Source organism: Pseudoalteromonas sp. MIP2626 (assembly GCF_013414205.1).
GTDB classification, from domain to species: domain Bacteria; phylum Pseudomonadota; class Gammaproteobacteria; order Enterobacterales; family Alteromonadaceae; genus Pseudoalteromonas; species Pseudoalteromonas nigrifaciens.
Window position 1 is genome coordinate 1 of the sequence record NZ_JAATTW010000045.1, and the last position, 26942, is coordinate 26942.

Annotated in this window: 19 protein-coding genes, 1 pseudogene and 1 riboswitch; of the genes and pseudogenes, 11 read left to right on the forward strand and 9 right to left on the reverse strand. The window is 39.7% G+C overall.

Features of this window, described 5'->3' with window-relative positions; all coding sequences use genetic code 11:
• Positions 1 to 65: 65 nt before the first annotated feature.
• Both HC000_RS14725 and HC000_RS14730 read right to left on the reverse strand, forming a co-directional pair.
• Positions 66 to 1151, reverse strand: coding sequence for a hypothetical protein (locus tag HC000_RS14725; protein WP_179808027.1), 1086 nt, complete (start codon positions 1149 to 1151; stop codon positions 66 to 68).
• Between the two features lie 9 nt (positions 1152 to 1160).
• Positions 1161 to 2288: a tyrosine-type recombinase/integrase gene (locus HC000_RS14730; protein WP_179808028.1), complete on the reverse strand. Its 1128-nt coding sequence runs from the start codon at positions 2286 to 2288 to the stop codon at positions 1161 to 1163.
• A 102-nt stretch (positions 2289 to 2390) separates the two neighbouring features.
• Between HC000_RS14730 and HC000_RS14735 the strand changes: the two are divergent.
• Positions 2391 to 2531, forward strand: a pseudogene (locus HC000_RS14735) (DUF520 family protein); the annotation flags it as partial.
• 250 nt (positions 2532 to 2781) lie between these two features.
• A riboswitch (cobalamin riboswitch) is annotated at positions 2782 to 2947 on the forward strand.
• A gap of 36 nt (positions 2948 to 2983) precedes the next feature.
• Positions 2984 to 4822 carry a TonB-dependent receptor gene (locus HC000_RS14740; RefSeq protein WP_179808029.1) on the forward strand — a complete coding sequence of 613 codons (1839 nt, stop codon included), beginning with the start codon at positions 2984 to 2986 and terminating at the stop codon, positions 4820 to 4822.
• Positions 4823 to 4892: 70 nt separating this feature from the next.
• Here the strand turns inward: HC000_RS14740 and msrA are convergent, their stop codons facing one another.
• The 3 genes from msrA to HC000_RS14755 form a co-directional block, all read right to left on the reverse strand.
• On the reverse strand, positions 4893 to 5429 hold the full coding sequence (msrA, locus tag HC000_RS14745; protein ID WP_179808030.1) for a peptide-methionine (S)-S-oxide reductase MsrA: 537 nt from the start codon (positions 5427 to 5429) through the stop codon (positions 4893 to 4895).
• Between the two features lie 87 nt (positions 5430 to 5516).
• Positions 5517 to 8615 (reverse strand): efflux RND transporter permease subunit, encoded by a 3099-nt coding sequence (locus HC000_RS14750; RefSeq protein ID WP_179808031.1) that lies wholly within the window; start codon positions 8613 to 8615, stop codon positions 5517 to 5519.
• 3 nt (positions 8616 to 8618) lie between these two features.
• On the reverse strand, positions 8619 to 9671 hold the full coding sequence (locus HC000_RS14755; protein ID WP_011328929.1) for an efflux RND transporter periplasmic adaptor subunit: 1053 nt from the start codon (positions 9669 to 9671) through the stop codon (positions 8619 to 8621).
• A 244-nt stretch (positions 9672 to 9915) separates the two neighbouring features.
• On the opposite strand from HC000_RS14755, the gene HC000_RS14760 reads away from it, so the two are divergent.
• From HC000_RS14760 to HC000_RS14785, 6 genes are all read left to right on the forward strand, one after another.
• The gene (locus tag HC000_RS14760; RefSeq protein WP_179808032.1) at positions 9916 to 10623 is read left to right on the forward strand and encodes a DUF2982 domain-containing protein; all 708 of its coding nucleotides are present in this window, start codon (positions 9916 to 9918) and stop codon (positions 10621 to 10623) included.
• Positions 10624 to 10644: 21 nt separating this feature from the next.
• The gene (locus HC000_RS14765) at positions 10645 to 10977 is read left to right on the forward strand and encodes a hypothetical protein (RefSeq protein WP_011328927.1); all 333 of its coding nucleotides are present in this window, start codon (positions 10645 to 10647) and stop codon (positions 10975 to 10977) included.
• Between the two features lie 67 nt (positions 10978 to 11044).
• Entirely contained in the window at positions 11045 to 12706 is a 1662-nt protein-coding gene (locus tag HC000_RS14770; protein WP_179808033.1) for a DUF1566 domain-containing protein, read from the forward strand.
• 9 nt (positions 12707 to 12715) lie between these two features.
• Positions 12716 to 13231, forward strand: a complete 516-nt coding sequence (locus HC000_RS14775) for a DUF1566 domain-containing protein (RefSeq protein ID WP_179808034.1) — start codon at positions 12716 to 12718, stop codon at positions 13229 to 13231.
• Between the two features lie 147 nt (positions 13232 to 13378).
• Complete coding sequence (locus HC000_RS14780) at positions 13379 to 14296, forward strand: AAA family ATPase (protein ID WP_179808035.1); 918 nt, start codon at positions 13379 to 13381, stop codon at positions 14294 to 14296.
• 11 nt (positions 14297 to 14307) lie between these two features.
• Positions 14308 to 15423, forward strand: coding sequence for a general secretion pathway protein GspB (locus HC000_RS14785; protein WP_179808036.1), 1116 nt, complete (start codon positions 14308 to 14310; stop codon positions 15421 to 15423).
• Positions 15424 to 15430: 7 nt separating this feature from the next.
• Here HC000_RS14785 and HC000_RS14790 read toward each other — a convergent pair whose 3' ends face one another.
• Entirely contained in the window at positions 15431 to 16624 is a 1194-nt protein-coding gene (locus HC000_RS14790; protein ID WP_179808037.1) for an HD-GYP domain-containing protein, read from the reverse strand.
• Between the two features lie 120 nt (positions 16625 to 16744).
• Positions 16745 to 20548, reverse strand: coding sequence for a bifunctional proline dehydrogenase/L-glutamate gamma-semialdehyde dehydrogenase PutA (gene putA, locus HC000_RS14795; protein ID WP_179808038.1), 3804 nt, complete (start codon positions 20546 to 20548; stop codon positions 16745 to 16747).
• A 169-nt stretch (positions 20549 to 20717) separates the two neighbouring features.
• Here putA and HC000_RS14800 point away from each other — a divergent pair, with 169 nt between their 5' ends.
• Complete coding sequence (locus tag HC000_RS14800; protein ID WP_011328920.1) at positions 20718 to 21200, forward strand: winged helix-turn-helix transcriptional regulator; 483 nt, start codon at positions 20718 to 20720, stop codon at positions 21198 to 21200.
• A gap of 67 nt (positions 21201 to 21267) precedes the next feature.
• On the opposite strand, the gene HC000_RS14805 is transcribed toward HC000_RS14800, so the two are convergent.
• A complete protein-coding gene (locus tag HC000_RS14805; RefSeq protein WP_011328919.1) occupies positions 21268 to 21873 on the reverse strand; it encodes a TIGR04211 family SH3 domain-containing protein in 606 nt (201 codons plus the stop codon).
• A gap of 216 nt (positions 21874 to 22089) precedes the next feature.
• Here HC000_RS14805 and HC000_RS14810 point away from each other — a divergent pair, with 216 nt between their 5' ends.
• Positions 22090 to 23610: a CYTH and CHAD domain-containing protein gene (locus tag HC000_RS14810; RefSeq protein ID WP_041454521.1), complete on the forward strand. Its 1521-nt coding sequence runs from the start codon at positions 22090 to 22092 to the stop codon at positions 23608 to 23610.
• 60 nt (positions 23611 to 23670) lie between these two features.
• On the opposite strand, the gene HC000_RS14815 is transcribed toward HC000_RS14810, so the two are convergent.
• Positions 23671 to 25191 (reverse strand): carboxypeptidase, encoded by a 1521-nt coding sequence (locus HC000_RS14815; RefSeq protein WP_011328917.1) that lies wholly within the window; start codon positions 25189 to 25191, stop codon positions 23671 to 23673.
• Positions 25192 to 25543: 352 nt separating this feature from the next.
• On the opposite strand from HC000_RS14815, the gene HC000_RS14820 reads away from it, so the two are divergent.
• Positions 25544 to 26809, forward strand: a complete 1266-nt coding sequence (locus HC000_RS14820; protein ID WP_011328916.1) for a diguanylate cyclase — start codon at positions 25544 to 25546, stop codon at positions 26807 to 26809.
• Positions 26810 to 26942 lie beyond the last annotated feature (133 nt).

Below are 26942 nucleotides of genomic sequence, written 5' to 3' on the forward strand. Positions count from 1 at the left end.
GTGCCAGCCTGAGCCCGATATCGACAGCTTGTTACCCTGGAATTTTAAAACATAGGTGTAGTTCGCTAGACGCTCACATTCAAAGTATGCTTGTTTATATTGTATTCTTTTTGGGCATCAGAAAGAGTATAGCGTGGTTTATTATATTCACCCCTTATATTTATAACTACATCACGAGGTATACTTGCGGGAAAATACCCTTCAATAGATCTTCTTGCGTCATACTCTGTACAACTATACTTTTCACCCAAAGCTCTCATAGTTGGTTTAGACTGCTCTAGCTTATTTTTTATTTCTTCAACCTCATCAGAAGAAAGAGGAGACTCCACAAGCATTTTCTTGGGGCTAATAAACTCAGTATATAAATCACCCAAATTACAGGAGTTAAGGCAATAATCGAAATTATTATTAATGAAAATTTCTGTCAGTACACATTCTTTCGCAAATTCGTTATTTTCTTCAAAAATAGCCTTAAAAATGGGAAGCATTATTGTACGACATTCGTTACTGCCACTGTTAAATGAGTGAAGGTAATAAGGTTTGGATACTGAGTCAGATTCAAACTCTAAAAAATGCTCACAATATTCTTGGTTCAATATTGAATCTTTAGCTTTTTGCTCTAAAAGAATGATATTTGCGCACACTAGCCTCAGCGATACTAATAATTCATCATCGCCATAAGGACAGTTAGAAAATATCATAGAAAGCGGTGGCTTCTTTTTACTACCTCTTCGTTGAATATCGAACTCTTGAATCACTTGATTTAAGAAGTCATATTCATCAATACTCAGCAACGAACCTTTAGAAAAGAAATAACCTTCAACAGCTGTTACAAAAGGTCTGACTTGATTATAAGATTTAGAGCTATCTATACCGTTCGCCAGTGCTATCGCCCATTCATTAAAAACTGTTACAGGGGTAGTATTGATAGAGGTATACCCTTTATTCATTAAGAATCTGTTAAGTTTGTTAGCCGTTCTAACCCAGATCTTCACTGAGCCATCTCCTAATTTGGCAAATCCCTTAGATCTAAATTTAAACCATACGGCTTGAAGGATAGGGTGTTTGGTGCCAGCAGGCATTTCTAGATCATCCAATCTACTGTTTAGTTTAGCTATACCTTTAAGGTGTGATGTATCATTACTTCCCATAGTTTTCCTTTAAAGCCGAACGTAAGTGCTCATACTATCTAACTTTTTTATCGCTTCTAATCGTTTAAACAACAAAGCTTCCGCACAGATATACAGCTTAGTTGTATCGTCATCTTCGTGTCCCATCCATTGAGGCAGGCTTAGCATGGGATCGTACCTCCCCATGTCCATATCTTCGCAATATGTAACCAAGTTAGTGGCACAAGTATGCCGAAGTGAATGGAAAACCCATCGATTATAAGAGTCCCTTAATTTCGCTGGAACGATATTTTTGGAAAGGTATTCATCTACAGAGTACCTAAAAAGTTTTGTCCCATACGACGCACTTGTCATGGGTACGCCTTTACTTTTTTCAAAAAGGTTTCTTTCCACATATTTACTTAAATCTCCGTAGAGAAAACGAAACAGGTCTTTTTTTAGCTCCATACAAATTGGTACGGAACGACGCTTATACCCTTTACCAGTGATCTTAATGAAAGCCTCTTCATAGAAACCATATTTATCACTTGGGAATTGTTCTTTCAGGCTTTCAATATCAAAATTGCCGTATTTAACAAGTTCATGTGTCCTAACACCAAGAAAGTACCCCACTTTCAAAGCCATTTCATCACGAAACCTTTTGAATGTATCTTTCGTTGGTATATGAGCAAGAATGTTATTAAAGTCTTCTTCGCGGATATATTGCGATAGAATGGTAGATGTAGCCTTATCTACTAATTGCAATCTAGCCGATTGGGTTTTAACACTGTATGAGAACTCTTTTGGTTCATCAATGTAACCTTGCTTAAATGCAAAGCTGTAAAATTCCGAAAGGGTAGAAATGTGCCTATTAATGGATACATCTTGTAGGTTGTTATTCACTAGAACCATCAAATAAGTATTCATCTGGCTTTCTGTAATTTTTCTGTAATCAGCCGAATAAAGGTGACCAGAAGATCCAATTACATTTAGATAACGAGCTAAATCACTCGCACGACCTTTTACTGTAGATTTACTACCTGCTCTAGATTTTTTGGCTACTTCTAGGAGAAAGTGACTGCCTGCTTTGTGATAGGTGAAGCCTTCGTTATACAATACGGCTGTTGTTAGATTTCGACCTCCGCAAAAAACTTTTGTAAATCCGTATTTGAGTTCCATACATACCTTTTTGGATATCTGCTTGTTAACTATGTTAACTATGCTCTTTATGTTAGTTTAAACAGTAGCTATGTCAACAAAAGGCTTTAAATCTTCATAGGAAGATAAAAAGTACAAGCCGCCATTCAAGGTGAAGAAGTACGCGTAACGGGTAAAAAGCGAGATGATCTTCAAGAAGCTATGCAAGTAGTACGTAGCGCCGATTTAGGCCAGCCATTTCAGTTTAAAAACTTCCGCGATTAATAAAACAGATTACAGATATTATAGAGATTAGGAGACTAATTTTTAAAAAATTTGTGTTAAAAAAGCCAAGCTACAGCAATGAAGTTTGGCTTTTTTGCTATTAGGAACTTGATATGTAATCTAACTCTTTTACAGTGATTGTTGAGGGTTTATATCGTTAAAAATTAAACTTTGGCTATATAGACGTCTATTGACATTTGTAAACAAAATACTCACAATAGCGACCTATTTTCAAGGTGCTTGCTTAATACCTTTGTATACGTTTCAAAGTATTGAAATTAACAGCAAGATAATCGGGAAGTTGGTGCGTTTTCAAGACGATAACAACCCCAACACTGCCCCCGCAACGGTAAAGTATTAGCAGCTATTATAGTGTTGACTGAGTCCGGAGACCGGCCTTGAAGTAATCTTACTTATTAACATCTTTGCGGTGGGCAAAGGTAGGGGACATCATGTTAAATAAAACCGCTCTAGGTGTGGCAATTTCGGCTGCACTTTCATTTTCAGTATCTGCTACAGTGCAACCAATCGAAAAAATTACCGTTACAGCTAATAAATTCGAACAACCTATTAGTAATGTGCTTGCCAGTGTTAGCGTCATTGACCGTGCTGATATTGAAAAAAGTAATGTGCGAGACTTACCTAGTTTGTTGGCTTCTCAAGCTGGTTTTCAAATTAACTCAAATGGTGGCTTTGGCCAAAATTCAGGTGTTTCGCTACGCGGTTCAGGTTCACGCCATACCCTTATTTTAATTGATGGTGTTAGAGTTGGCTCGGCTACTCTTGGCTATAAAGGTATTAGTAATATTGCTCTTAATGCTATTGAGCGTATTGAAGTTGTTAAAGGTTCTCGCGCTGCTGTTTATGGCTCAGATGCCTTAGCTGGGGTGATTAATATTATTACTCGTAAAGCTGATAATATTCGCTTAGATGCTACTTTTGGCAGCAATGCTTATCAAAGCTACCAAATGGCGGGTGGAACAAATATAAATGATTTAAGTGCATCATTTAACGCTGGAATTGAAAAAACCGATGGTTTTGATGTACTGCAAAACCATGCACCAGATGAAGACGCTTATGAGAACAAAAATATTGGCTTCAATATCGCTTATAACGATGACTATTTAGGCAAGCTAACCTTACAAACTCAGTATAATGAAGGTTATGCTCGTTATGATAATCAGTCCAGTGCAGCAGACAGCAGTGATGAAAGTAATGATTTTGAAAACTACCAAGTATCATTAGGGTGGAATAAAAGCTACGAAAATCAAATACACCATATAGCATTCGCATTTTCTAGCGATAGCCAAGATAACACCAGTGAAGGTGTGGTTAGTATGTACGAAACTAAGCGAAATCAAATTGATTATACTGGGCAGTATATTGTCTCAGATGAGCTTAATATTAATGGTGGCTTGAACTGGTACAAAGATAAAATCGAAACCAACGCAGGTAATTATGATAAAGATAGCCGTGAGGTTTTTGCTGGCTTTTTAGGTGCGTATTACGATGATAATACGGTTTTAGCTAATATCGCAGTTCGCCAAGATCATGACCAACAATTTGGTGATAAAACCACGTATACAGCAGCGGTAGGTTATCATTTAAATAAGTTTGCTACGTTTAGAGCAAGTCAAAGCACGGGCTTTAAATCGCCTACCTTTAATGATATTTATTTTCCAGGTTCAGGTAACCCAGACCTAAAACCAGAAACGTCTGAGAATAAAGAATTAGGTTTGTTGTTAAGTTATCAAGATATTGCTTTAGAAGCGTCTATTTTCCGTAATGACTTTGACAATAAAATAGCGTGGGCACCAACACCTGCAGGCCCTTGGCAGCCAACAAATATAAACGAAGCGCGCCATGAAGGCATTGAGTTTAGTTTTTCGCAACAGCTAATGGGTTTTGAGCATGCATTTAACTTCACTTACTTATCTGCAGAAGATTTAGAAACGGGCCAAGAGTTAGCTTATATATCAAAAAATACCTTTAACTGGTCTTTAAATAAAGGGTGGGGAGATTTTGATGCGGGTATCGATTTGCAGTATCGTGGCGATAGGAAAGGTAAATTAACTGATTTATCTTCATATACATTATGGAACCTAGTCGGTAACTATCAAGCAACTGAGCAGTTAAGCTTTTCTTTACGGGTCGAAAACCTGTTTGATAAGCAGTACGATGAAGTTGATGCCTATGGTATTGATTTAGATGGTGATTATATAAATGATGAATTTTATTACTATAACACCGCTGACCGACGCTTATTTATTGGTGCTGCATACCAGTTTTAATATGCGCTAGGTAGCTTAAACTTAAAAGCTCGCTAAATTAGCGAGCTTTTTTGTGCGTAACAAAATGGGTTTAATCAGCTAAAAACTCTTTAAATTCGGTTTCGAATTTATGCAATTTAGGGGCAATTAAAATACTGCAATAGCCTTGGTTTGGATTTACGTTGTAATAATCTTGATGGTAATGCTCTGCTGGATAATACGTGGTGGCAGGGCTAACCTCAGTCACTATTGGCTCGCTTACCTGGTTTTGTAATTGAGCGATCACCGCGTTAGTAAGTGTTAGCTGTGTTTGGTTGTGATAATACACAACACTGCGGTATTGTGTGCCTATATCGTTACCTTGGCGGTTGAGCTGGGTGGCATCGTGCAAAGTGAAAAACATTGCTAGTAATACTTCAAAACTAATAATAGTGTCGTCAAATTCAATTTGCACTACTTCTGCATGGCCGCTAGTGCCTGAGCATACTGATTTATAGGTAGGAGTGTCTGTGTTGCCACCAGTGTAACCCGAGCTTACATTTAATACGCCGTTCACTCGTCTAAATGCGGCGTCTATACACCAAAAACAGCCGCCACCAAAGGTAGCGACTTGCGTTGTTGAACTCATAAATACTCCAAAATAGCTGTAAGTTTAGATTATGCAGAGCATAAGTCTAAAGCGTCGTAACAACAAGGTTACGACGCTATTAGGAGGTTAGATCTCTTCGAATGGCTTTTTAGCGGCTTGTTTATCAAGTTTTTGCTGCAAAAACTCAGGTGACTGTGTATTGCGCGCAAGTGCATAGTAAGCAGCAGGTACTACAAACAGAGTCAGTAGGGTTGATACAACAACACCGGTAAACACTACAACACCAATCACCATACGGCTTTCAGCACCCGGGCCCGAGGCTAAAACCAGAGGTACCGCACTCATTACAGTGGTTAATGAGGTCATAATAATAGGGCGTAGGCGCTGCGTAGCAGCTTGTAAAATAGCTTCGCTAAACTCTACGCCTTTGTCGCGTAGTTGGTTAGTAAACTCAACAATTAATATGCCGTTTTTAGCACTTAACCCTATGAGCATCACAATACCTATTTGGCTGTAAATATTGAGCGTAAGTCCTGTGGCCCACAAGCCAAACATAGCACCCATTAAGCCAAGGGGTACGGTAAGCATTATTACAAATGGGTGCATAAAGCTTTCAAACTGTGCCGCTAGTACTAAAAAGGTAACCGTAAGTGCTAAAATAAACACGTAGGTCATGGCCGAAGCACCTTCATAAAACAACTGCGATTCGCCTTTGTAGTCAATCGCGCCATCTATGTCGTTTTCTTCCATGGCTACTTCGTTTAAAAAGTTAAGCGCTTGTTCAAGTGTATAACCGTCGGCTAAGTTGGCGCTTAAGGTAATTGCACGCATACGGTTGTAGCGGTTTAAGCGCGATGCGGTAGCTTCTTCTTTTAAGCTAATTAAACTATCAAGCGGGACTAGCTCGCCACTGCGTGATTTAAGATAAATGTTTGATATATCAGTAGGGTTGGCAAAGTCTTCTTTAGTGCCTTTTAAAATAACGTCGTACTCTTCGCCGCGATCTATAAAAGTAGTAACACGACGCTGACCTAGCATGGTTTCGAGTGTACGCCCTACATCAGATACAGAAATACCTAAATCGGCCGCTTTGTTTTTATCTATGCTGACTAAAAACTGTGGGAATGTTTCTTTGTAATCATGATCGATTCTAACCAGTCCTGGATTTTTCTCAGCGCGCTCTATAATACGGTCGCGCCAATCGGCTAGTTGTGCGTAATCGTTACCTTGTAGTACAAACTCGATTGGGCGTGATGAACCACCGCCGCCAATGCCTCGGCGCATAATAGCAAAGGCTCGCACGTCGGTAACTTCCTGCAGTTTAGTGCTTATTTCGTCCATTATTTCCCAGGTAGAACGTTGGCGTTTGTCCCAATCGGCCATACCTACAATTGCTACACCGCCACTGCCGCCCCAGCCTGGTACGCGCACGAGTACGCGGCTTAGCTCACCAGATTCAGAGTAAGGCATTAAGCGATCTTCAATTTTACTCATGTTAGCGGCATTGTTCTCATAACTGGCGCCTTCAGGGCCACTCATCATAACAAAAAAGGTACCACGGTCTTCTTTAGGTGTTAGCTCAGAGGGTATTTGAGTAAATAATGAATAACTTACAAAGCCAGCTAATAATAAGCTGATCATTAAGCCCCATTTACGGGTCATGTTAGAGGCAAGTGAGTTACGGTAACTAAGCTCTACCTTAGCAAAAAAGCGGTTCATCGACTGGCTAAATTTACTTTCTTTTTCAGAGGCTTTTAATACTTTAGAACATAACGCAGGTGAAAGAGTAAGTGCTGTAATACTTGAGAAAAATACTGCGGCACTTACCGCCATAGCAAATTCAGTAAATAAAGCACCAATACGGCCATCCATAAATACTAAGGGTACAAATACCGAAATAAGCACTAAAGTGGTAGCAATAATTGCAAAGCCCACTTCGCGCGCGCCTCTATAAGCGGCCAATAAAGGTGGCTCGCCAAGCTCTATGCGGCGATGAATGTTTTCTAACATAACAATGGCATCATCAACCACTAAGCCGATTGCTAGTACCAGTGCAAGTAAAGTAAGTAAGTTAATGGAATAACCCATAGCGAGTAAAAACATAAAACTACCCACTAACGCCACCGGCACAGTAACTGCAGGGATTAAGGTGGCACGAATATTACCTAAAAATATAAAAATAATTAATACAACTAAGCCCATAGAAATAGCAAGGGTGCTGTATACCTCATTAATCGATTCTTTTATAAAAATAGATGAGTCGTAACTATCCTCTATAGTGGTTCCTTCGGGTAGGTTACGTTTTATTTTTTCAAGTTCGGCGCGGGCGTTATCAACCACAGTTAAGGTGTTGGCTTTAGCTTGCTTTACAATGCCTAAACCAATCATATTGCGGCCATTACCCCGAAATAAACTCTCGTCATCGGCGGCTTCGAGTTGTACATCAGCCACTTCACTTAAGCGTACTAGGTAACCATCATCACCGCGTTTTATTACTAGGTTTTGAAAGTCGCGCTGATCTTTATAACTGCGGGCAGTACGTACAGTAAAGTCACGGTCAACCGATTCAATTTCGCCAGCGGGTAACTCTACGTTTTCGGTGCGTAGTGTTTGTTCTATATCGCTCGCAGTAATACCGCGAGCAGCCATTGCTTGGCGGTTTAGCCAAATTTTCATGGCGTATTTTCGCTCACCACCAATGCGTACGTTAGACACACCATCAACTACGGCTAGGCGATCAACAATAAAACGCTGTGCGTAATCAGATAATTGCATTGAGTTCATGGTTTCGCTGTTTAGCACAAACCATACAATAGGGCTTTCATCGCTGTTAGACTTAGACACCTCAGGCGGGCGAACTTGTTCAGGTAGGCTATCTGCGGCGCGGGCAACACGTTCACGCACATCGTTAGATGCAGCATCTATATCGCGCTTAATATCAAACTCAATCGTAATATTGGAGCGGCCATTACGGCTCGATGAGTTAATACTTTTAATGCCTTCAATACCCGAGATACGGTTTTCGATGACTTGGGTTATTTTGGTTTCTATAATCTCTGCAGAAGCACCTGTATATTCGGTACTAATATTAACAATAGGTGTTTCAATATCAGGGTACTCACGCAGTGGCAGCATGCTAAAAGCAACGAGCCCAAAGGTGAGTAAAAGTAGGTTTATTACAATCGCAAAAACAGGGCGTTTAACGCTAATATCGGTAATTTTCACGGGTTATCCCTTCACGCTAACTTTACTGCCAGAGCGAATTTTTATTAGCCCTTCAGTTATAATTTGCTCACCATCGGCTAAGCCTTCATCAACAGCAACCCAGCCGTTATTTCTGCCCGCAATATGCACTTCAACACGATTAGCAACACCGTCCAAAATTTGAAATACGTAATGTTTGTCTTGTAGCGGAATAATTGCTTTTTCTGGAACCATTAATGCTTGGTTACTACTTAGCTCTAACGCTGTTTTAAGTAGCATACCAGGGCGAAGCAAACCTGAATTATTTGCAAAGCTGGCGGTTACTTCTACGCTACGCGTTACCGAGTCAATACGCGAACTAATATGCGTTACTTTACCGATAAAGGTTTGATCTGGATAAGCATCATTTTGAGTGAGCACTTTCATGCCGGTAGCTAATTGCGCTAAATATTTTTCAGGTACTTTAAAGTCTACTTTAATGATACTTATGTCATCGAGGGTGGTAATAATTGAACTGTTATTTACATAGGCACCAATCGATATTTCACGCTTGCCCAACATGCCAGAAAATGGCGCGGTAATGGTCATTTCAGCTAGCTTGGTTTTAGCACTTTCTAATTGTGCTTGGGTGGCATCAACTCGTGATAATTGCTCTTCGAGTAATGATTTTGCTGTTGACTGAGAACGTGAAAGTTCGGTAAGTCTATCGAGTTGGCGTTTTTCTTCGCGTAAATTAATATTGAGCTCTTTTACAGCAATTTGTTCTTGTTGGCTTTGCAGTTGTACTAGCTTTTGGCCTTTGCTAACTAGGTCGCCATCTTCAAAGAAAATATTAGTCACGTAATCACTTTGTGCGCTGGTAATATATACAGCTTGGTTAGCGCGAGCGCTACCAATAGCTTCAATCATTACTGCATTTTCTTGCGAGGTAACAGTGTGAGCAGACACTTGCGTGGCCATTTGTGAAAAATCTGCTTGTTCACCTTGGCTAGCGGGTAAATATAAATAAACGCTAAATATTACGAGTAGCGTAATAATAAATGGAAAAAGAGCTCTACCTGATTGTCTTGAGTACATTGCTTTAATACCAAAAAATAAATTATAACTATTGTACGAAATAACACCGAGAAAAGGCGGTATTATGTCCCATTAATTTGTGAATTAAGCGTAAAAGTTATAATAATTAATTAAATAAACTCATGCTTGAGCTTTAAAAGGTATTTTATGAAGTTAAATACGTCGTGCAAAAAATGTTTAATGCTCAGAAAAATAGCATTGTGGGGCATTATTATGTTCATTTTTTACAGTGTTTATTATCAATATGGATGAGTTTAACGCTATGCAAATTAAGTATCGTGCGCAGGGAGCTAAGCATGGCATAGAAGTATTAATTGTTGGTGCGATTGGTTTGTTATTTATTATGCTGTTTAATTTATTACGCCCTGGTGAAATTAGCATTCTAGAAATTTTTTTAGTTAGTTTGTGTATTGCAGCAATAACAATTGGTTTTTTTAAAACCCAAGAGCCATTTTATAGCTTAGTGTTAACCACTGAGCAGTTAACTTATCAGCACAAATATGGTGTTTGGCATTTAGCTCATAGTAATTTTAAATCAAGCGGAATACCCAAAATAGCAGTAGGGCTTGAGCACTTAGAGCTTAACGTGGTAGGAATTAAGGTAAACGATATGGATGAGTTTTTAACGGGTTTAGCCCCAAGAATCGCAGGGAAATTATTGATAGAGCAGCGTCATTTATTTATGCAACTAATTCAAAAGAATTGCAAAAATGGCGATTGCCCATCAGAATGGCTGGTAGAGGATACACAATATAGATCTAAAAATGGAATTAGCTATAATGGGTTAATAGCAATGTTTGCCAATAGGGCTAAGCATTTGCAGTTACTAACAGGCTATGAGCTATTATTACCAGCGAGTGTATTAGATAGAAATATTTGGGAATTTAGTGCTAACTTAAATGCATGGCAGCGCGACCCCCTTAAATTTATAGCGTCGCAAGTAAGTAATTAAAACGCGGCAGTAGGAATAATAATGAGCCAAGAAAGAGCTTTTTTAAAAAGTGGTCGTAATACCATAATACATAAAGACAAAAAACTTGATTTAGTCATTGTTAATTCTGAGATCCACCCTCGAATTAAAGTGACCCAAAATGGCTTAGAACCATTTAAAGAAGAGCTGCCAAAAAACCGCCGTGACGCAAAAGAGCGTTACTTAGAAGTTGTTTATGTTGGTAGCGCCGATGTGTTTGGCGAAGAAAAACGATTGTTATTTATTCAAGCCCTTGATGGGCGGGAATACAAGGTTGATTACAGTAAAATAGGTACTAAGTTATTTGTACGTATTCATCAAGATAGTTATTTATAGTACTTAGTGGCACTTTTATTGCTTTAAATAATTATTAATTATTTTTTGATATAAAAAGGTGCTTAGTATGAGAGCAATTGCGTTAATCCCGTTATTGTCGTGTGGGCTATTGGTTGCATGCGGAGGTGGGGGGAGCTCTGATGATGGTGATAACACTCAAGCTTCAGTATTTGCAGGTAACGATTTGCAAATTATTGAAAAAACCGATTTTACTATTACTGCAAAAGGCTCACCTACCGAGGGTACGTTTACTTGGCAGCGCGTAAGCGGCCCCATTGTTGATGGATTTCCGCTCGATGGTGCAGTGCAAACTATTACCGCGCCAGATGTAAAGGCAGACAGTGAACTGGTGCTCAGAGTAAGCTATCAAACAACCGGTGGTGGTTTAGTACATGACGATATTAGTATTTTTATTACTTCAAACAATCAATTACCCCAAGCTGTAATTACTCAAACAGCACCGCAAGTATTGCCATCGGTTTATAACGATACCGTAACGCTAAGCGCAGCAGACTCAACAGATCCAGATACAAATGGTCAAATTAATAGCTACTTGTGGCAATTAATATCAGGACCAGCCCTCAATATTAATAGTTTTACTAATTCTACCTTAAGCTTTAGCCATCCACTGCTTGAAAACCATACAAATTTAAAGTGGTCATTAACGGTTACCGATGATGAAGGGGGAGAGTCAACCTCTGAATATGACATGACTTTAAATAAAACAGCGCAAGTTGTTATTGCCAATGCCGGGGCTGATCAGCAAGTTAACGAGTTTGATAAAGTAACCTTAGATGCAAGTAACAGCGCTGCCGCAACCAGTACTTATAAATGTGACTGGCAACAACTAACCGGCAAAGCGGAAACATTAGCTAATAGTAATCAATGTATTACTACTTTTTATGCCTCAGACATAGACACTAACGCCACTTTAAGCTTTGAAGTAATGGTTACTGATTCAAAAGGGCGCACCGCAAACGATAGTGTATTTGTAGATGTTGCACCTAAAGCGCTTGGGTTAATAAACGATACAGGTGTAGGGGAGTGTTACAACAATACTCAACGTATAAACTGTGTTAGTAAAGATTTTCCAAATCAAGATGCTGAACTTGGTCGAGACAGCTTTGCGAATCGTTTAGCCAAAGTAGGGCAAGGTAATTTAGCGTTTGATTACACCAAACTAAATGAGTTTGCCGATGAAGTGGCTGATGACGCACAAAATTTTAGTTGTATTCGCGACAACGTAACCGGTTTAGTGTGGGAGGTTAAAAGCCCTGTGTCAGGTGTGGTACCTAACACTACATTACGCGATGGGCAAAATCTTTATACATGGTACCTTACTGAATCTGCTATTCCTCAAGTAGGCGGAGCAAGAGGCGCAGCTAACTCCAGTTGCCCAAGCAATACTGATTGCGGATTGCAAAGCTATATACAAGAAGTAAATGCGCTAGATTTTTGTGGTGGCACAAATTGGCGAGTACCCACTTACACCGAGCTACTAAGCTTAGTAGATTATGGCAAGCAAGGGCAAAATGTATTAATAGATGAGAGTATTTTCCCTAATATGCCTGCGGTTAGTTTACTGGGTCACTTGCGTTATTGGACCTCTCAAACAGCGGTTGATGGCACCAGTTTATCGCAAGCTTATATTATAGATATGAGCGATGGTAATGACCTTGCTTATCCAAAAGGTAATATTGCTTATGTTCGTTTAGTTAGAAGCCGTTAGGGGAAGTATATGAAATTTAAATTAATAACTACATTTGCGGCAATGAGTTTAAGCTTTAACGCAATAGCAGGGGTTTGTTATGACTCTGTTACGCAAACAACACCAACAGAGCGATTTACAATAAATCCCGATGGCACAGTGTCAGATAGCAAAACAGGTTTAATGTGGCAGCGTTGTAGTTACGGACAAGTGTATAACAATGCTACAGCAACATGCGAAGGCTCTACACCATCATTAACCTGGCAAGCTGCATTGCGAGGCGCAGTTAACGATACAACGGCAAGTTATAATGACTGGCAAGCACCAAATATTAAAGAGTTAGCAAGTATTATTGAACACAGATGTACAGAGCCAAGTATTAACGAATCGGTGTTTTTGGGCACAAAGCTACAAAACTATTGGACCAATACCTCAGGTGTAAATACGATTAATTCTGCTTGGGTTTATCAGTTTGACAGTGGATTAAATAGTTTGCACGCTAAAACCAGTAGTGTTTATTTGCGCTTAATGCGTTACGAAAAATAATCCAATATAAGTAAATGCACAGCTAAGTTGAAAGCAGTGCTTTTTACATTAATTTACGTTATTTCAATAATAAAAGAGCCTGAGTGTTGTCACTAAGGCTCTTTTTTTGCCATTATGGAGGGGATTTATTTACCAAGGAATACTCAGGTGTATTTAAGCTATTTTGGTTTGCATGAAAAACCCTTTTCAATCTCGCCTAATCCCCATTATTTGTTTTTAAGTGAGCGACATAAAGAAGCGTTAGCGCACCTTACCTATGGACTAGGTGAAGACGGCGGCTTTGTATTATTAACCGGCGAAGTGGGTACCGGTAAAACAACCATTACTCGCAGTATGCTAGAAAAACTGCCAGAGAATACTCAAGTTGCGATGATTCATAATCCGGCATTATCAGAGCTTGAGCTCTTGGCGAGTATTTGTGATGAGCTTAAAATTAATTATGATGCACAAAATGCGAGTTTAAAAAGCCTTACCGATGTTATAAAAAAGCACTTAGAAGCAAATAATAAAGCGGGTGGGCATACCATACTTATTATTGACGAAGCGCAGTTACTTGCTCCCGATGTACTAGAACAACTGCGCCTACTAACCAACATAGAAACCGATCATAAAAAGCTATTACAAATAGTGCTGGTGGGGCAACCTGAGCTGCAAGTATTATTAAAACGAAATGAGTTAAGGCAGCTTGCACAGCGTATAACAGCTCGCTATCACTTACTGCCTTTAACACAAGGACAAACGGTGGCATACATTAAGCATCGTTTACATATTGCAGGCTGTGATAAAGGTATTTTTTCGTTGGACGCAATGCAAAGCGTTCATCAACTTACCGGTGGCGTGCCACGATTAATGAACTTAGTGTGTGAGCGGGCGTTAGTAGGGGCATTTGCAAAACAGCAATTAACAATAGATAGCGAGATTATAAAAAAATCTGCTCTGGAATCATTACCACCCGATTTCATTGCGGCTAATAATACGCCACCTAAAACCGTGCCATATTGGCTATATTGCTCTGCTTTTGTTGCTTTATTTGCAGCCGGCTTAGGGCTTTCATTTATTTTATAGTTAGGTGATTAATGTCTTATTTATTAGATGCGTTAAAGCAATCGCAACAAGCCGATATAAGCGCCGAGCAGTATGACTTACAGGCACAGCAGGCTAAACAGCAACAAGCTCTAGTGCGATACCGCCGCTTGGCGTTTGTGATTGGTGGCAGCTTAGCGGTTAGCTTTAGTGTTGCTGGTGGTTTTGTTAGTGGAAAATGGCTACAAAACAGCTCATTTAATAGTAATAATGAGCAAGCTGGCACTGCAGCAATATTAAAAAATACTAATGCCGATAAAGAACCAACAATAACAACCAAATCGGATATAGATAATACAGCAAAATTACAAAGTGCAGAGCAAAACATAGCTGTATTAGCGGCGCAATCATCAGCGTCAAAAACGGCCCCGCCAGACGCAGTAAATACAGCAACTTCAATTCAAGGTCAGTTAGTGTATGTACAAACCCCCAGTGGTATTGTACAAATGTTACTTACGCCACAAGGGCAATATATTCCAATAATGGAAAATCAAGCCATACTTCAGCAAAACCTAAACCCGCAAAATAGTTTTGCTCAGGGTACGTATGGGCAAGGCGCAATTAATCAGCAGGGATATTCACAACCACATTATAATCAACCTAGCTTCAATCAAACTAGTAACCAGGCAACACAAGCTGCAAAGCAGCAACCTCAAACAAATATGCCTTCATCGGCATCGCTTGATTTAAGTAAGTATAAAGTGCTTGGTAAACCGCTCGATTCACAAGGCTCTACAGCACAAAAAACTAAAAGACCTACGCTTGCAAAGAGCCCAACATTACTAGAAACAGCTTTTGATCAAGCTATTCAAGATACAGAAAAAACACAAAACTACGAAGTAACGCAAGCAACGCGCAGCTCATCACGCGTGCAACCAATAGAGCTGTTGCCAGATGGATTGCAAGCCATGTTACCGCCACTTAAATATCAGGCGCATATATATTCCTCTGCACTCGATAAGCGTTGGATCAAGCTCAATGGTCGCGAGCTTTTTGAGGGCGATAGTATAGGTGCATTAACAGTGCGAGAAATAACACCAGAGCAAAGCGTACTTGATTTTGACGGCTACGAATTTAGCTTAAAGGCGCTACAAGATTGGCCGCAATAGCGGCTAATTAGGGTAAAATTGAATTTTTATAAAAGCGTTGTAAGTCAATTTTGTATTCGTCAGCTTTAACTGCCGACTCAAGCGTATCTTGACTTTTTTTATGTGCCAAATCTATGTCTTGCACTTGGGTGTAGCGCCCATGCTTTGCACTATAGAAAGTTTTAACAACGGGCTTTAGTGGGCTGGCAGGGTTGCTCTGTGTCACCAGTCCCACTTTTTGACTCGAGAGCTTAACCAGTGTGCCTACCGGGTGAATACCGATACACTGAATAAATTTAGTTAATAACTCACTATCAAAACTATCAGGGCAACCTTCTTTTAATATTTTAAAGGCTTTTATCGGCTCCATACCCGCTTTATAAACGCGCTCAGCTGTGAGTGCATCATACACGTCAACAATTGACGCCATACGCACATACTGGCTTATTTCATCGCCTTTTTTACCAAACGGATAGCCTTTACCATCTAAGCGTTCATGGTGCATACCGGCAATATCAACAGCTATACCTTTGAGCCCTGCAGCTTGTAAAATTTCTTTACTAAAGCGCGCATGATTTTTCATTATTGTAAATTCTTCATCAGTAAAACGTCCCGGCTTATTGAGTACTGCATCAGGAATTTTTATTTTGCCAATATCATGCAGTAGCGCGCCAGTAGTTAGCTGTTCAATAATATCTTTATCTATATTCAAATGCTTGGCAAAAATACTAATTAAAATAGAAACATTAATAGAGTGCTCTAACAGGTAGGCATCTTTTTGGCGCATTTGAGTAAGACAAGCAAGTGCATCTTGATTTCTAAATACCGAATCCATAAAACCACTAGCAAGATCTCTAAAAGGCGCTATGTCTATATCTCGGCCTGCTTTTATATCTTTAAATGCTTTAATTTGTAGAGATTTAGCTTCATCGTAGAGCTTTTTAGCTTTGCCCATTTCTTGTTCAGCACTGTGCGTTTTTTGCCAAGGATCGCGCTTTGCAACAGGGGAAGGAGTATTGGCAGGCTCTTTTTCAGGCACTGATTCGATGAGGGTTTTATCTGGATCTATTTCAATTTCTAAAATACCGACATTTTTTAACTTATCGATGCCTGTCTGGGTTTTAACCCAGCCTTGGCTTTTTATTTTAATACGTCCGGTTTGCTTTGTTACGCTTTGTACAAACATGCCAGGTAATAACTGCGAAATTGGAATGACTTTCAATTTAATTCACTTCATATAAGTATTCTACTGGTTAAAGTAACAAAAATATTACAATTAACATAGTAAAAAAGGCACCCTAAGGTGCCTTTTCATACGAATAAGTAATTAGTGCTAAACTAGTTACTCATCATCTTCAACAAGCGTCATCAGCGATGTATTACCACCCGATGCCGTTGTATCTATACTGATGGTTTTTTCAGTTACTAAACGTTTAATAAGCGTATCGTAATATTCAGAGCTGATCACTGGCAAAATAGCACCTTTACGCTGCGCTAGCTGCTGGCTGAAATAACCAAAGCGAGAAGAGCGTGCTGCAACCACAGCGCCGGCTAAGTGCGGATGTGCCAATATAGCTTGTAACTGATTTGGTTTAGCTACTTGGAACACGCCTTCGGCAACACCGGTGGCAATAAATTTATCTCTAAAGGCAACCGCTTCTTCATAAAATATTTCAGAAGCAACAGTAATTACCGTATTACCCGCAGCAATTGCAGTAATGATCGATAATGCCCAAAAGTTAAACGATGTGCTCTTATCGGCGTAACATACAACACAACCACGTGCTTCAAGGTGCAATGTATTAGACTCACCCGTTGGCCCTGGTAATGTAGTAAATTTACGCATGTGCTTTTCTAAGCGATTAAGTTGTGCACGTGCATCGGCAAGTGTTAGTGCTAAATCGTCAGCTAAGTCGTCAATAATTTCAACTGTGGCTATTTTAGCAAGCAATTGACGCACCGCAGATACACGGTCGTTTAATGGTGTTGAGCGCCAAATTTTTTCATCGCGCATAGAGTTAATCATTAGCTTTTCTACTTGCTCATTTGCACCGCTGTAGTGGTGTAAATCCAGCTCGTCTGGCGTTAGATTGGTCATTTGCACGTTTTCTGGCGATGCTTTTTCTTTTACTAAACGTTGTAAGTAGTTAGGGCCACCGGCTTTAGGGCCAGTACCAGATAAACCACGGCCACCAAATGGTTGCACACCAACAATAGCGCCAATCATATTACGGTTAACGTATACGTTACCTGCACGCGACATTTTAGCTAGGTATTCACAACGCTCTTCGATGCGCGAATGCACGCCCATAGTTAAGCCGTAACCTGTGTTGTTTATTTGATCCATAACACTGTCTAGTTCGCTCGATTTAAAGCGTATAACGTGTACACATGGGCCAAATACTTCGCGCTTAAGTACCGATAAGTCTTTTATTTCGTATAAGCGAGGAGCAAAGAAGTACGCACCATTTACTGTGTTATCTGGAATTTTACACTCGTAATGTAATGTCGCATTACCTTTTAAATACTCAACGTGATCGTTTAAGCTTTTCAGCGCTTTTTCATCAATTACCGGGCCTACGTCAGTAGATAGTAACGATGGGTCGCCTATATGTAATTCAGCCAGTGCACCTTTAAGCATTTCGATTATGCCATCGGCAACGTCTTCTTGAATAAATAATACACGTAACGCTGAACAGCGTTGCCCAGCACTTTGAAAACCAGAACTAATGACATCGTCAACCACTTGCTCAGGGAGTGCTGTTGAGTCAACGATCATACAGTTTTGGCCGCCTGTTTCAGCAATTAACGGTACTTGAATATCGCTACGCGCCGCGAGTGTTTGTGAAATAAGCGTGCCTGTTTCAGTCGAGCCAGTAAACATAATTGCTTGAACGCGTTCATCCGGAACAATTGTTTTACCTACGTCACTACCGCGGGCTATTACCGCTTGCACAACATGCTCTGGTAAACCTACCGACAGCATAAGTTCAATGGCACGCAGCGCAATTAGGCTGGTTTGCTCAGCTGGTTTTGCAATAACGGTATTACCGGTCACAATGGCAGCGGCTACTTGGCCTAAGAAAATAGCTAGCGGGAAGTTCCATGGGCTAATACATAAAATAACACCACGAGCTTCAAAGCGCTCATCTTGCGATAGCTCTTCAGCGCGGGCTGCGTAGTAACGACAAAAATCAACCGCTTCGCGTACTTCATCAATACCATCTTTAGCTATTTTACCGGCTTCTTTAATACAAATAGCCACTAGTTCGTCATGATGACGCTCTAAAATATCGGCAACACGGCGTAATAAATTAGCACGTTCTTTTACCGATGTTTGTGACCATGATTCAAAAGCGCTTTCTGCGTTGGCTAGCAAAATTTGCATTTCATCGCTAGATTGCAGTTTTATATGGCCAATTACTTCTTTGTGGTTTGCCGGGTTTTTAACTGCCACAGAGCCCTCAGGTACTTGGCTTGGCTCAATTAAGTGCTCGTTAAACCACAGATCAAGGTTTTCTTTAAACGGAGTGATCACGTTTATATCGGTTAAATCCATGCCTTTTGAATTGGCACGCTCGGCGCCATATAAGTCAATTGGCATTTTAATTTGCGTATTGTATTTATTACGTAAACCTTGCAGTGTTTCTACCGGGTCAGGTAATAGTGACTCAACCGGCTTAGTGGTATCTACAATGGCATTAACAAACGATGAGTTAGCACCATTTTCTAATAAACGGCGTACTAAGTAAGCCAGCAGGTCTTCGTGTTGGCCCACTGGTGCGTATACGCGGCACTGAATTTTTTCCTCGGTAACGATTTGGTCAAATAAAGATTCGCCCATACCGTGTAAACGTTGGAATTCAAAACCGGTGTTATCACCTTTAGCCACTTCTAATATAGTTGCTGCTGAGTAGGCATTATGGGTAGCAAACTGTGGGTAAAGTACATCACGTGCTTCGAGCATTTTCATGGCACACGCTTTATAAGACACGTCGGTGGTTGCTTTGCGAGTAAATACCGGAAAATGCTCTAAACCATCTTGTTGTGTGGTTTTTATTTCAGTGTCCCAATAAGCGCCTTTAACTAAACGCACCATCATTTTACGACCCACACGGGTTGCAAGTTCAGTTAGCCATTCAATTACAAATATAGCGCGTTTTTGATACGCTTGAACCGCTAAACCAAAGCCGTTCCAACCTGCTAGGTCGTCATCACTAAATACCGCTTCAATTACATCTAAAGAAATATCTAAACGGTCTGCTTCCTCAGCGTCAACAGTAAAGCCAATGTCATATTGTTTAGCTGCTAGCGCAAGCTCTTTAAGCTTAGGCACAATCTCGGCCATTACGCGTTCTTTATGCGTAAACTCATAACGAGGATGAATAGCAGAAAGCTTAACTGAAATGCCTGGGCTTTTTATTGGGCCACGGCCATTTGCCGCTTTACCAATAGCATGAATCGCGTTCATGTAGCTGTCAAAGTAACGCTGCGCATCTTTCATGGTGCGCGCGCCTTCGCCTAGCATGTCGTATGAATATACATAGCCTTTTTGTTCTTTATCGGCAGCACGTACTATCGCTTCGTCAATGGTACGACCCATAACGAATTGCTTACCCATAATTTTCATCGCAAAGTTTACTGATTTACGAATAACTGGCTCGCCTAAACGACCTATGGTTTTTTTAAGCATACCAAATTGCTGTTCTTTGGTTTTATCTGTGTAGTTAACCATTTTACCGGTTACTAATAGACCCCAAGACGATGCGTTAACAAATAACGAATCGCTGCTGCCTAAATGAGAGCTCCAGTCGCCCTTTGCTAATTTGTCACGAATTAATGTGTCTTGAGTTGCTTTGTCTGGTACGCGAAGCAGGGCTTCGGCTAAGCACATTAATACTACGCCTTCTTCACTAGAGAGTGAAAACTCATTTAATAGTGCATCAACACCGCTTTGACCATCTTGGTCTTTACGAATATTTAAAACAATTTGGCGAGCTCTTTCCCAGGCACGACTTCGTGCTTTAACACCTACTTCAGCAAGTGGTAAAATATGATCGATAACCGCATTTTCGTCGATGCGGTAGAAGTCACGGATTTTTTGTCGAATTGGACAAGTCGTTGTCAAATCGCTATTGAATAACATAAGCAACCCTCAGGAGTGTTAAAACTTAAGGTAAAATTAATTACCACTAAATATTCGTTGGTGTAAGGCGTGCATTCTAATTAAAATTCAGCAGAATATGCTGGTTAAATTTGGCGTTTTACGCTAATTTACAGGGCATATTTTCTACTTATCCGTATAAAGTTCTGTTATGACGAGTCCAAATAGATTACGCCTGCTTGATCGTATCGATTTAGCTATTTTAGACGTTCTGCAACAGAACGGCAGAATTTCAAATGTTAACCTCGCAAAGCAGGTTAATTTAAGCCCCAGCCCTTGTCTTGATCGTGTAAAGCGTTTAGAGCAAGAAGGCTATATTGAAGGCTATGTTGCAAAGCTTAGCGAAGCCAAGCTTAATCAAAGCTTAGTTGCACATGTACAAGTGTCGCTGGTGACTTCAAATACCGCGGTATTTAAAGTGTTTAGAGAACACATTTTAAAAATTAGGCAAGTAGTGGAGTGCGACATGGTTGCTGGTGGCTACGACTACTTGCTGAAGATCAGGGTATCAAACATGGACGAGTACAGGCAAGTGCTTGGCGACTTAGTTGATATACCTGGAGTGGGAACGCATCACACCTACATGGTAATTGAAAAAATAAAACAAGATCCGGGTCTGCGCCTAGATTTGTAATATAAATTGCAGGCATAAAAAAAGCATCAAATGATGCTTTTTTTATGCGACTAATTAAGTTGTCGTGTTATGCCCAGCCTTGGTAGCGCTTACGGCGAGACAACACAATCGTTAATATAATACCTAAAAACAATCCTAAAAATGCAATAGCACCGCCATAAGTAAGTAATTGGCGTTTTTCTTTAGAGCTAGTAGCTTGCTTTAAAGTGCGCTCTTGCTCAAGTGTAGTTTTTAATTGAGTTATTTGTGTAAACAATTGTTTGTTTTGGTTTGTTAACTGCACGTTTTGCTCTTGCAACTGCGGTAATTCAACTTGTGCTTGGCGCAGTTCATTTTGTATTGAGCTCATTTCATCACTTAACGTTTGGTACTGCTTATGTAAGCCAGCTGTTTGTGTGATGTATTTAGCTTCAACCCAACCTTCACGATCTTTATCATCCTTAACTTTTAAAAAACCGTTTTCTTCACTCGATAATAAGGTCAGTTGTGTGCCTGCATCAATAGAGCCGAGTAAACGATAGTTTTTGCTCGCACCAGAGCGCATAAACGTATAAAGATTGTCAATTATATAAGCTGTTTTTGCATTGGTGGGGGCTGCTGTTTGAGCTTCTTCTGCTTGGCTCGCAAATGTTGAGGCTGTTAAAAACAGCCATAATAAACAGTGTTTTAGCATTTATTTACCTTGTTAATCTAACCGTGTCCGTTTAGAACGTGATTTTATATTTCACATAAGTATAGCGATAATATGGATTAAATAGCGCAATAGCAAGGTTGATATTGTAACCGGTGTTATTTTATTAGCGGCCCATTTTGACTAAAATATTTGCAATATGGGGCGGCTTTGTTTATTTTGACCACTTATTAATTTTAAGGGTAATCCGCATAACTAATGGATACTGAGATAGAACTAAAATTTTTGGTATCAGATGCCGTCATTCCACTGATCCCCTCATTAATTACACAATTTGCAAAAACAGTTACTAATAAGCCATCTCGAAGTTTACAAAATGCTTATTATGATACGCCAAACCGTGAGCTTAGAGCCCTTGATATTGGCTATAGAACGCGTTGTGCTGATAATAAATGTGAGCAAACAATTAAACTCGCCGGTGAGGTTGTTGGGGGCTTACATCAACGCCCTGAATTTAACTTACCAATAGAGTCTAATCGTCCAGATTTAATGGCATTTGACCCATCTATTTGGCCTCATGGCATGCAAGCCAATGTTATTGCAGAAAATATACATCCGATTTTTAGTACCAACTTTATTCGCCGTACTTGGTTAATTGAGACTCAAAACGGTGCAAAAATTGAAGTAGTGCTTGATAAAGGTGAAATTGCCGCAGCGGGTAAAGTTGAGGTGATCAGCGAGCTTGAAATTGAACTTGTTGAGGGCAGCCGTAATGAATTATTTGCGCTAGCCGATAAATTAGTAAGCCAAAACTGTATTCGCTTAGGTTTGTATTCAAAGGCCGCAAGAGGGTATCGCCTTGCTGACGACACGCCACTGCAACCAAGTAAGTCTATTGGGTTTGTTAAACTCAAAGGGCAAGTAACCCAAGAGCAAGCATTAATAGAGGCTATGGGTTTTGGTATTCGTTTTGTGCAAAAGCACGAACAATGTTATTTCAATAAGCCAAGTTTAAAAACATTAAAGCGAGTAACCGACGGTATAAGCTTAATTCGTCATAACTTTTGGTTGTTTGACGACATTGTTAGCAAAGAAAGTACTGAGCATTTACGCAACGAACTAAAGTGGTTACTTAGCGAATTAGCGTGGGTTGAAAATGCAATTCAATTAAAAACCTATACTTCTAAACGCCACGCTTTTTATAAAAAAATAAACAACGCACCGGCATTAACACAAGTTATTAATGACCTAAAAGAGCTACAGCCTAGCATTGACGACATTTATGCGCTGTTTCATAGTGCACGCTATAATCGTTTAATACTGTCGTTAACAACCTGGTTAATAGACAAACAATGGCGCAAGTTTTGGGATCAAAAGCAATTACAAAACGCTGACCAATCGGTAGCCAGCATTGCTAACCGTTTGTTTGATAAAGATTGGCGAAATTTGCATAAGCTGTTACCTAAAGAACAAACTTTAACCGCGAATGATTACCTTAATATACGCACACAATTAGAGAACAGTTTACTAAGTGGTAATTGTTTAGGTGCGTTATTTGATAAAGAAGAGCGCTTAGAGTTTAGACTCCCTTGGCTTGATATTTCTCATGGTATGTACGAGCTTAGTACCCTTGACTATTTAAAGCAGCTTTGCGGTGGTCAAGAAGATGAAAAGCTAGCTAAAATTCAAACATGGCTAGCACAAAAGACAGAATATTTGGTAAGTGCAATGGAGCAAAGTAGATTGGCTTCGTTCGATATAAAGCCTTATTGGCTTTAGATTTACAGAATATGATTAAATAAAAAAGGCTCATTATGAGCCTTTTTTTATATTTGCTGATTAGTATTTAGCAGCTTGGCCTTCTTTAGGTAATGCCGCCTTTATAAACTCACGTAAGTCGGTATTAGAGCTCTCTAAATCCGCATGGCGTAAGTACATCATATGTCCGCTTCTGTAGCCTTTAAAGCTTAAGCGGTCTTGCATTTTGCCACTTGGGTCTAACTGCCATAACGTATATTTAGCATCAAAGTAGTTAGTTGCACCGTCATAATAACCCGATTGAATCATTACCTTTAAATACGGGTTTTGCGCCATAGCTAAACGCAAGTTTTCGCCGGTGTTATTACCACTTCTATCCCATGGGTGCACATTACCAAACAGGTTATATTTAATATCTGTTTTATAATTTAGCTCTTCACGTAAGTAATGATTAATAGCGGGTGTGAAAGAGTGTAACCACGACGTGAGTTCTGCCCAGTAATCAGGCGACTCGCCCGCATCGCGTTTATCAATACCTAAATAACGCGAGTCTAAGCGTCCTACCATTTGGCCGCGGTCACGTAATAGCTCTTTCCAAAAAAACTGCGTTGGAATATCTAAGTTATTTTGCTCTACAAAGGTTTCAGAAAGCCCAGCATATTGCGCCATTTTTTTAATTATGCGGCGCTTTTCATCATCTGCAATAAAGCCGCCTTTAGCCAGTGCGGGGATCAGTTCGTTAATTGTAAACTGCTCAACTTCAGGCAGTAACTCGTCTAGGTCTTTAGCTTGTAAGTTGGCATTTAATGCTTTGTGATACCAAGCTGTAGCGGCAAAGTAAGGCAGGCGGTTAGCTGCTTTAATTGGGCCGTCGCGCTTAATGCCAATATCGGTTGGTGAAACCAATACTACGCCGTTAATGTACATCCATTGGCTATTTTGCAGTTCATGAGCAAGGCCCGATACACGTGTTGTACCGTAGCTTTCGCCAATTAAAAACTTAGGAGAGCGCCAGCGCTCGTTTCTGTTTACAAAGGTATTAAGCCACTCAGCGAGGTACTTAATATCGGCTTTTACGCCAAAAAACTGCTCTTTTTGTTCAGCTTTAGAGAGTAATTTACCGTCTTTATCTTCAACTACCCGAGAGTAGCCGGTGTTTACCGGATTTACATATACAATATCGGCAATGTCGAGCACTGAGTAAGGGTTGTCTTTAACCCCATATGGTTGAATAGGGTAGCCTTCATCATCAATTTTTAATACACGAGGGCCAGTATAAGCAAGGTGCATCCAAACCGATGCCGAGCCAGGGCCGCCATTAAACGAAATAAGCAAAGGGCGCTTTGCTCTGTCATCTACCTTATCGCGGGTGTAGTAAGTATATTGCAAGGTTGCTATAGCATCGCCTTTGTCATCCCAAACAGGTTGCGTACCGGTTGCAACCGTATATGAAAAGCGCTGATTATTAATTTTTGCTTTGTGCTCAGTAACCACTTTGCTGTCGATATCAATACGACGCTGGTTATTATCGGCAAAGGAGGCACTACTAAGTGTTAAGGCAATGGCGGCAATAGGTAAAAAAATACTTTGGCTAAACTTCATGAATGACCCTTTTTTATTGTTAATGTTCTATTAAAAGAAATATTCAGTAAAAAAACAAAAGTATTGAGACTAGTTGCCGATAATAGTGGTTGAGTAAATAGAATGTGTAAAAACTTAGCTTTTAACGCTTTGTATCGCTCTTTATTTCGATCGTAATGAAAGTAATGTATATTCGCATCTATTTATAAATAGCAGCTTAAATAAGTGAGATTTACTTTAAAAAAATAGTGGCAAACCGACAGGGTGTGTAATTTGCTTTTTAATAAATTTAAAATCTCATTAAAGGCTTTAAATTTATGATGAACATATGGTTATAAAACAAGTAATCAAATTAGAAGTAAAGAGAAGCCCTATGCAAAGACTGTTGATAGTTGAAGATAGTAAAGTAGTACAACAAGTCCTTCGCCATATATCTGCACAGTATCTTGATGTTGCCATTGATTTTGCTTGGTCTTTATCTGAGTGTAAGGAGTTTGTAAGTAAGCACAGCTATACATTAGCCTTAGTTGATTTAACGCTCCCCGACGCACCAAATGGTGAGGTGGCCAAATATACCTTATTAAAAGGTATTCCTACTGTGGTGCTTACTTCTAAGATGGATGAGTACAAGCGCCTGCAAATGTTAGAATTAGGCGTAATTGATTATGTGATAAAAGATAACCGTGACTCATATAATTACGCTATAAAATTAGTTGCACAGCTGTTGCGTAACCAAGGCTGTAAAGCATTAATAGCCGACGACTCGGTTTTAAGTCGTACTTTAATGAAGCAAATGCTAGAAAAACAATTATTTGCAGTCAGTGAGGCGCACGATGGACGCCAAGCATTAGATATGCTCAAAAACGATGCTGAAATTAAATTACTCATGACAGACTATGCAATGCCAACAATGGATGGTTTTGAATTAGTTAAAGCGGTGAGAAACTTTAGAGGCCGTGATGACTTAGCAATTATTGGGTTATCAGGCGCGAGTAAGCATGGTTTATCGGCGCGATTTATTAAATATGGTGCTAATGATTTTTTAACTAAACCTTTTATGAATGAAGAGTTTCATTGTCGTGTATTGCAAACCATGGAGCAGTTATCGTTAATTGCAGACATTAAAGAAAGTGCTTTTCGAGATCATCTTACCGGGCTTTATAATCGTCGTTACTTTTATCAGTATGCTGAAAAACTACTCAAAAATAAAAATCAGAAAAATAGCTTAGTGTTACTCGATATAGATTTTTTTAAAGCAATAAACGATGAATTTGGGCATGACGGCGGCGATCAGGCACTTAAACAAGTGAGTAATTTAATCCGTACTTCATTTTCTAACAGTACAGTGGCACGTATTGGCGGTGAAGAGTTTGCAATTATATTAACGCAAGTAGAAGTTGAACAAGCCGAGAAGTGTTTAAATTTATTTATACAAAAGTTCGCAAGTTACGACTTTACTATCAGTGATAAAACCTTATCAATAACAGCAAGTATAGGCCTAGCCGAATTTCAAAATACCAGTTTAACCGCTGCTATGCGTGTTGCCGATAGAGCTTTGTATCAAGCTAAGGAGCAAGGGCGCAATTGTGTGGTTTTAAATAGTACTTTGCAGCTAGCAGAGGTTACAGCTATACGTTGAGTTAAATACACACGCACCAATCAAGTATTATATATAAAAAAACGCACCTAATTGGTTAATGCAGATCGTTTAAGCTAATTGAACGATCTTTCAGAGGCTTCATAATAGGCTACAACAGAAGTTGTGGCCTATT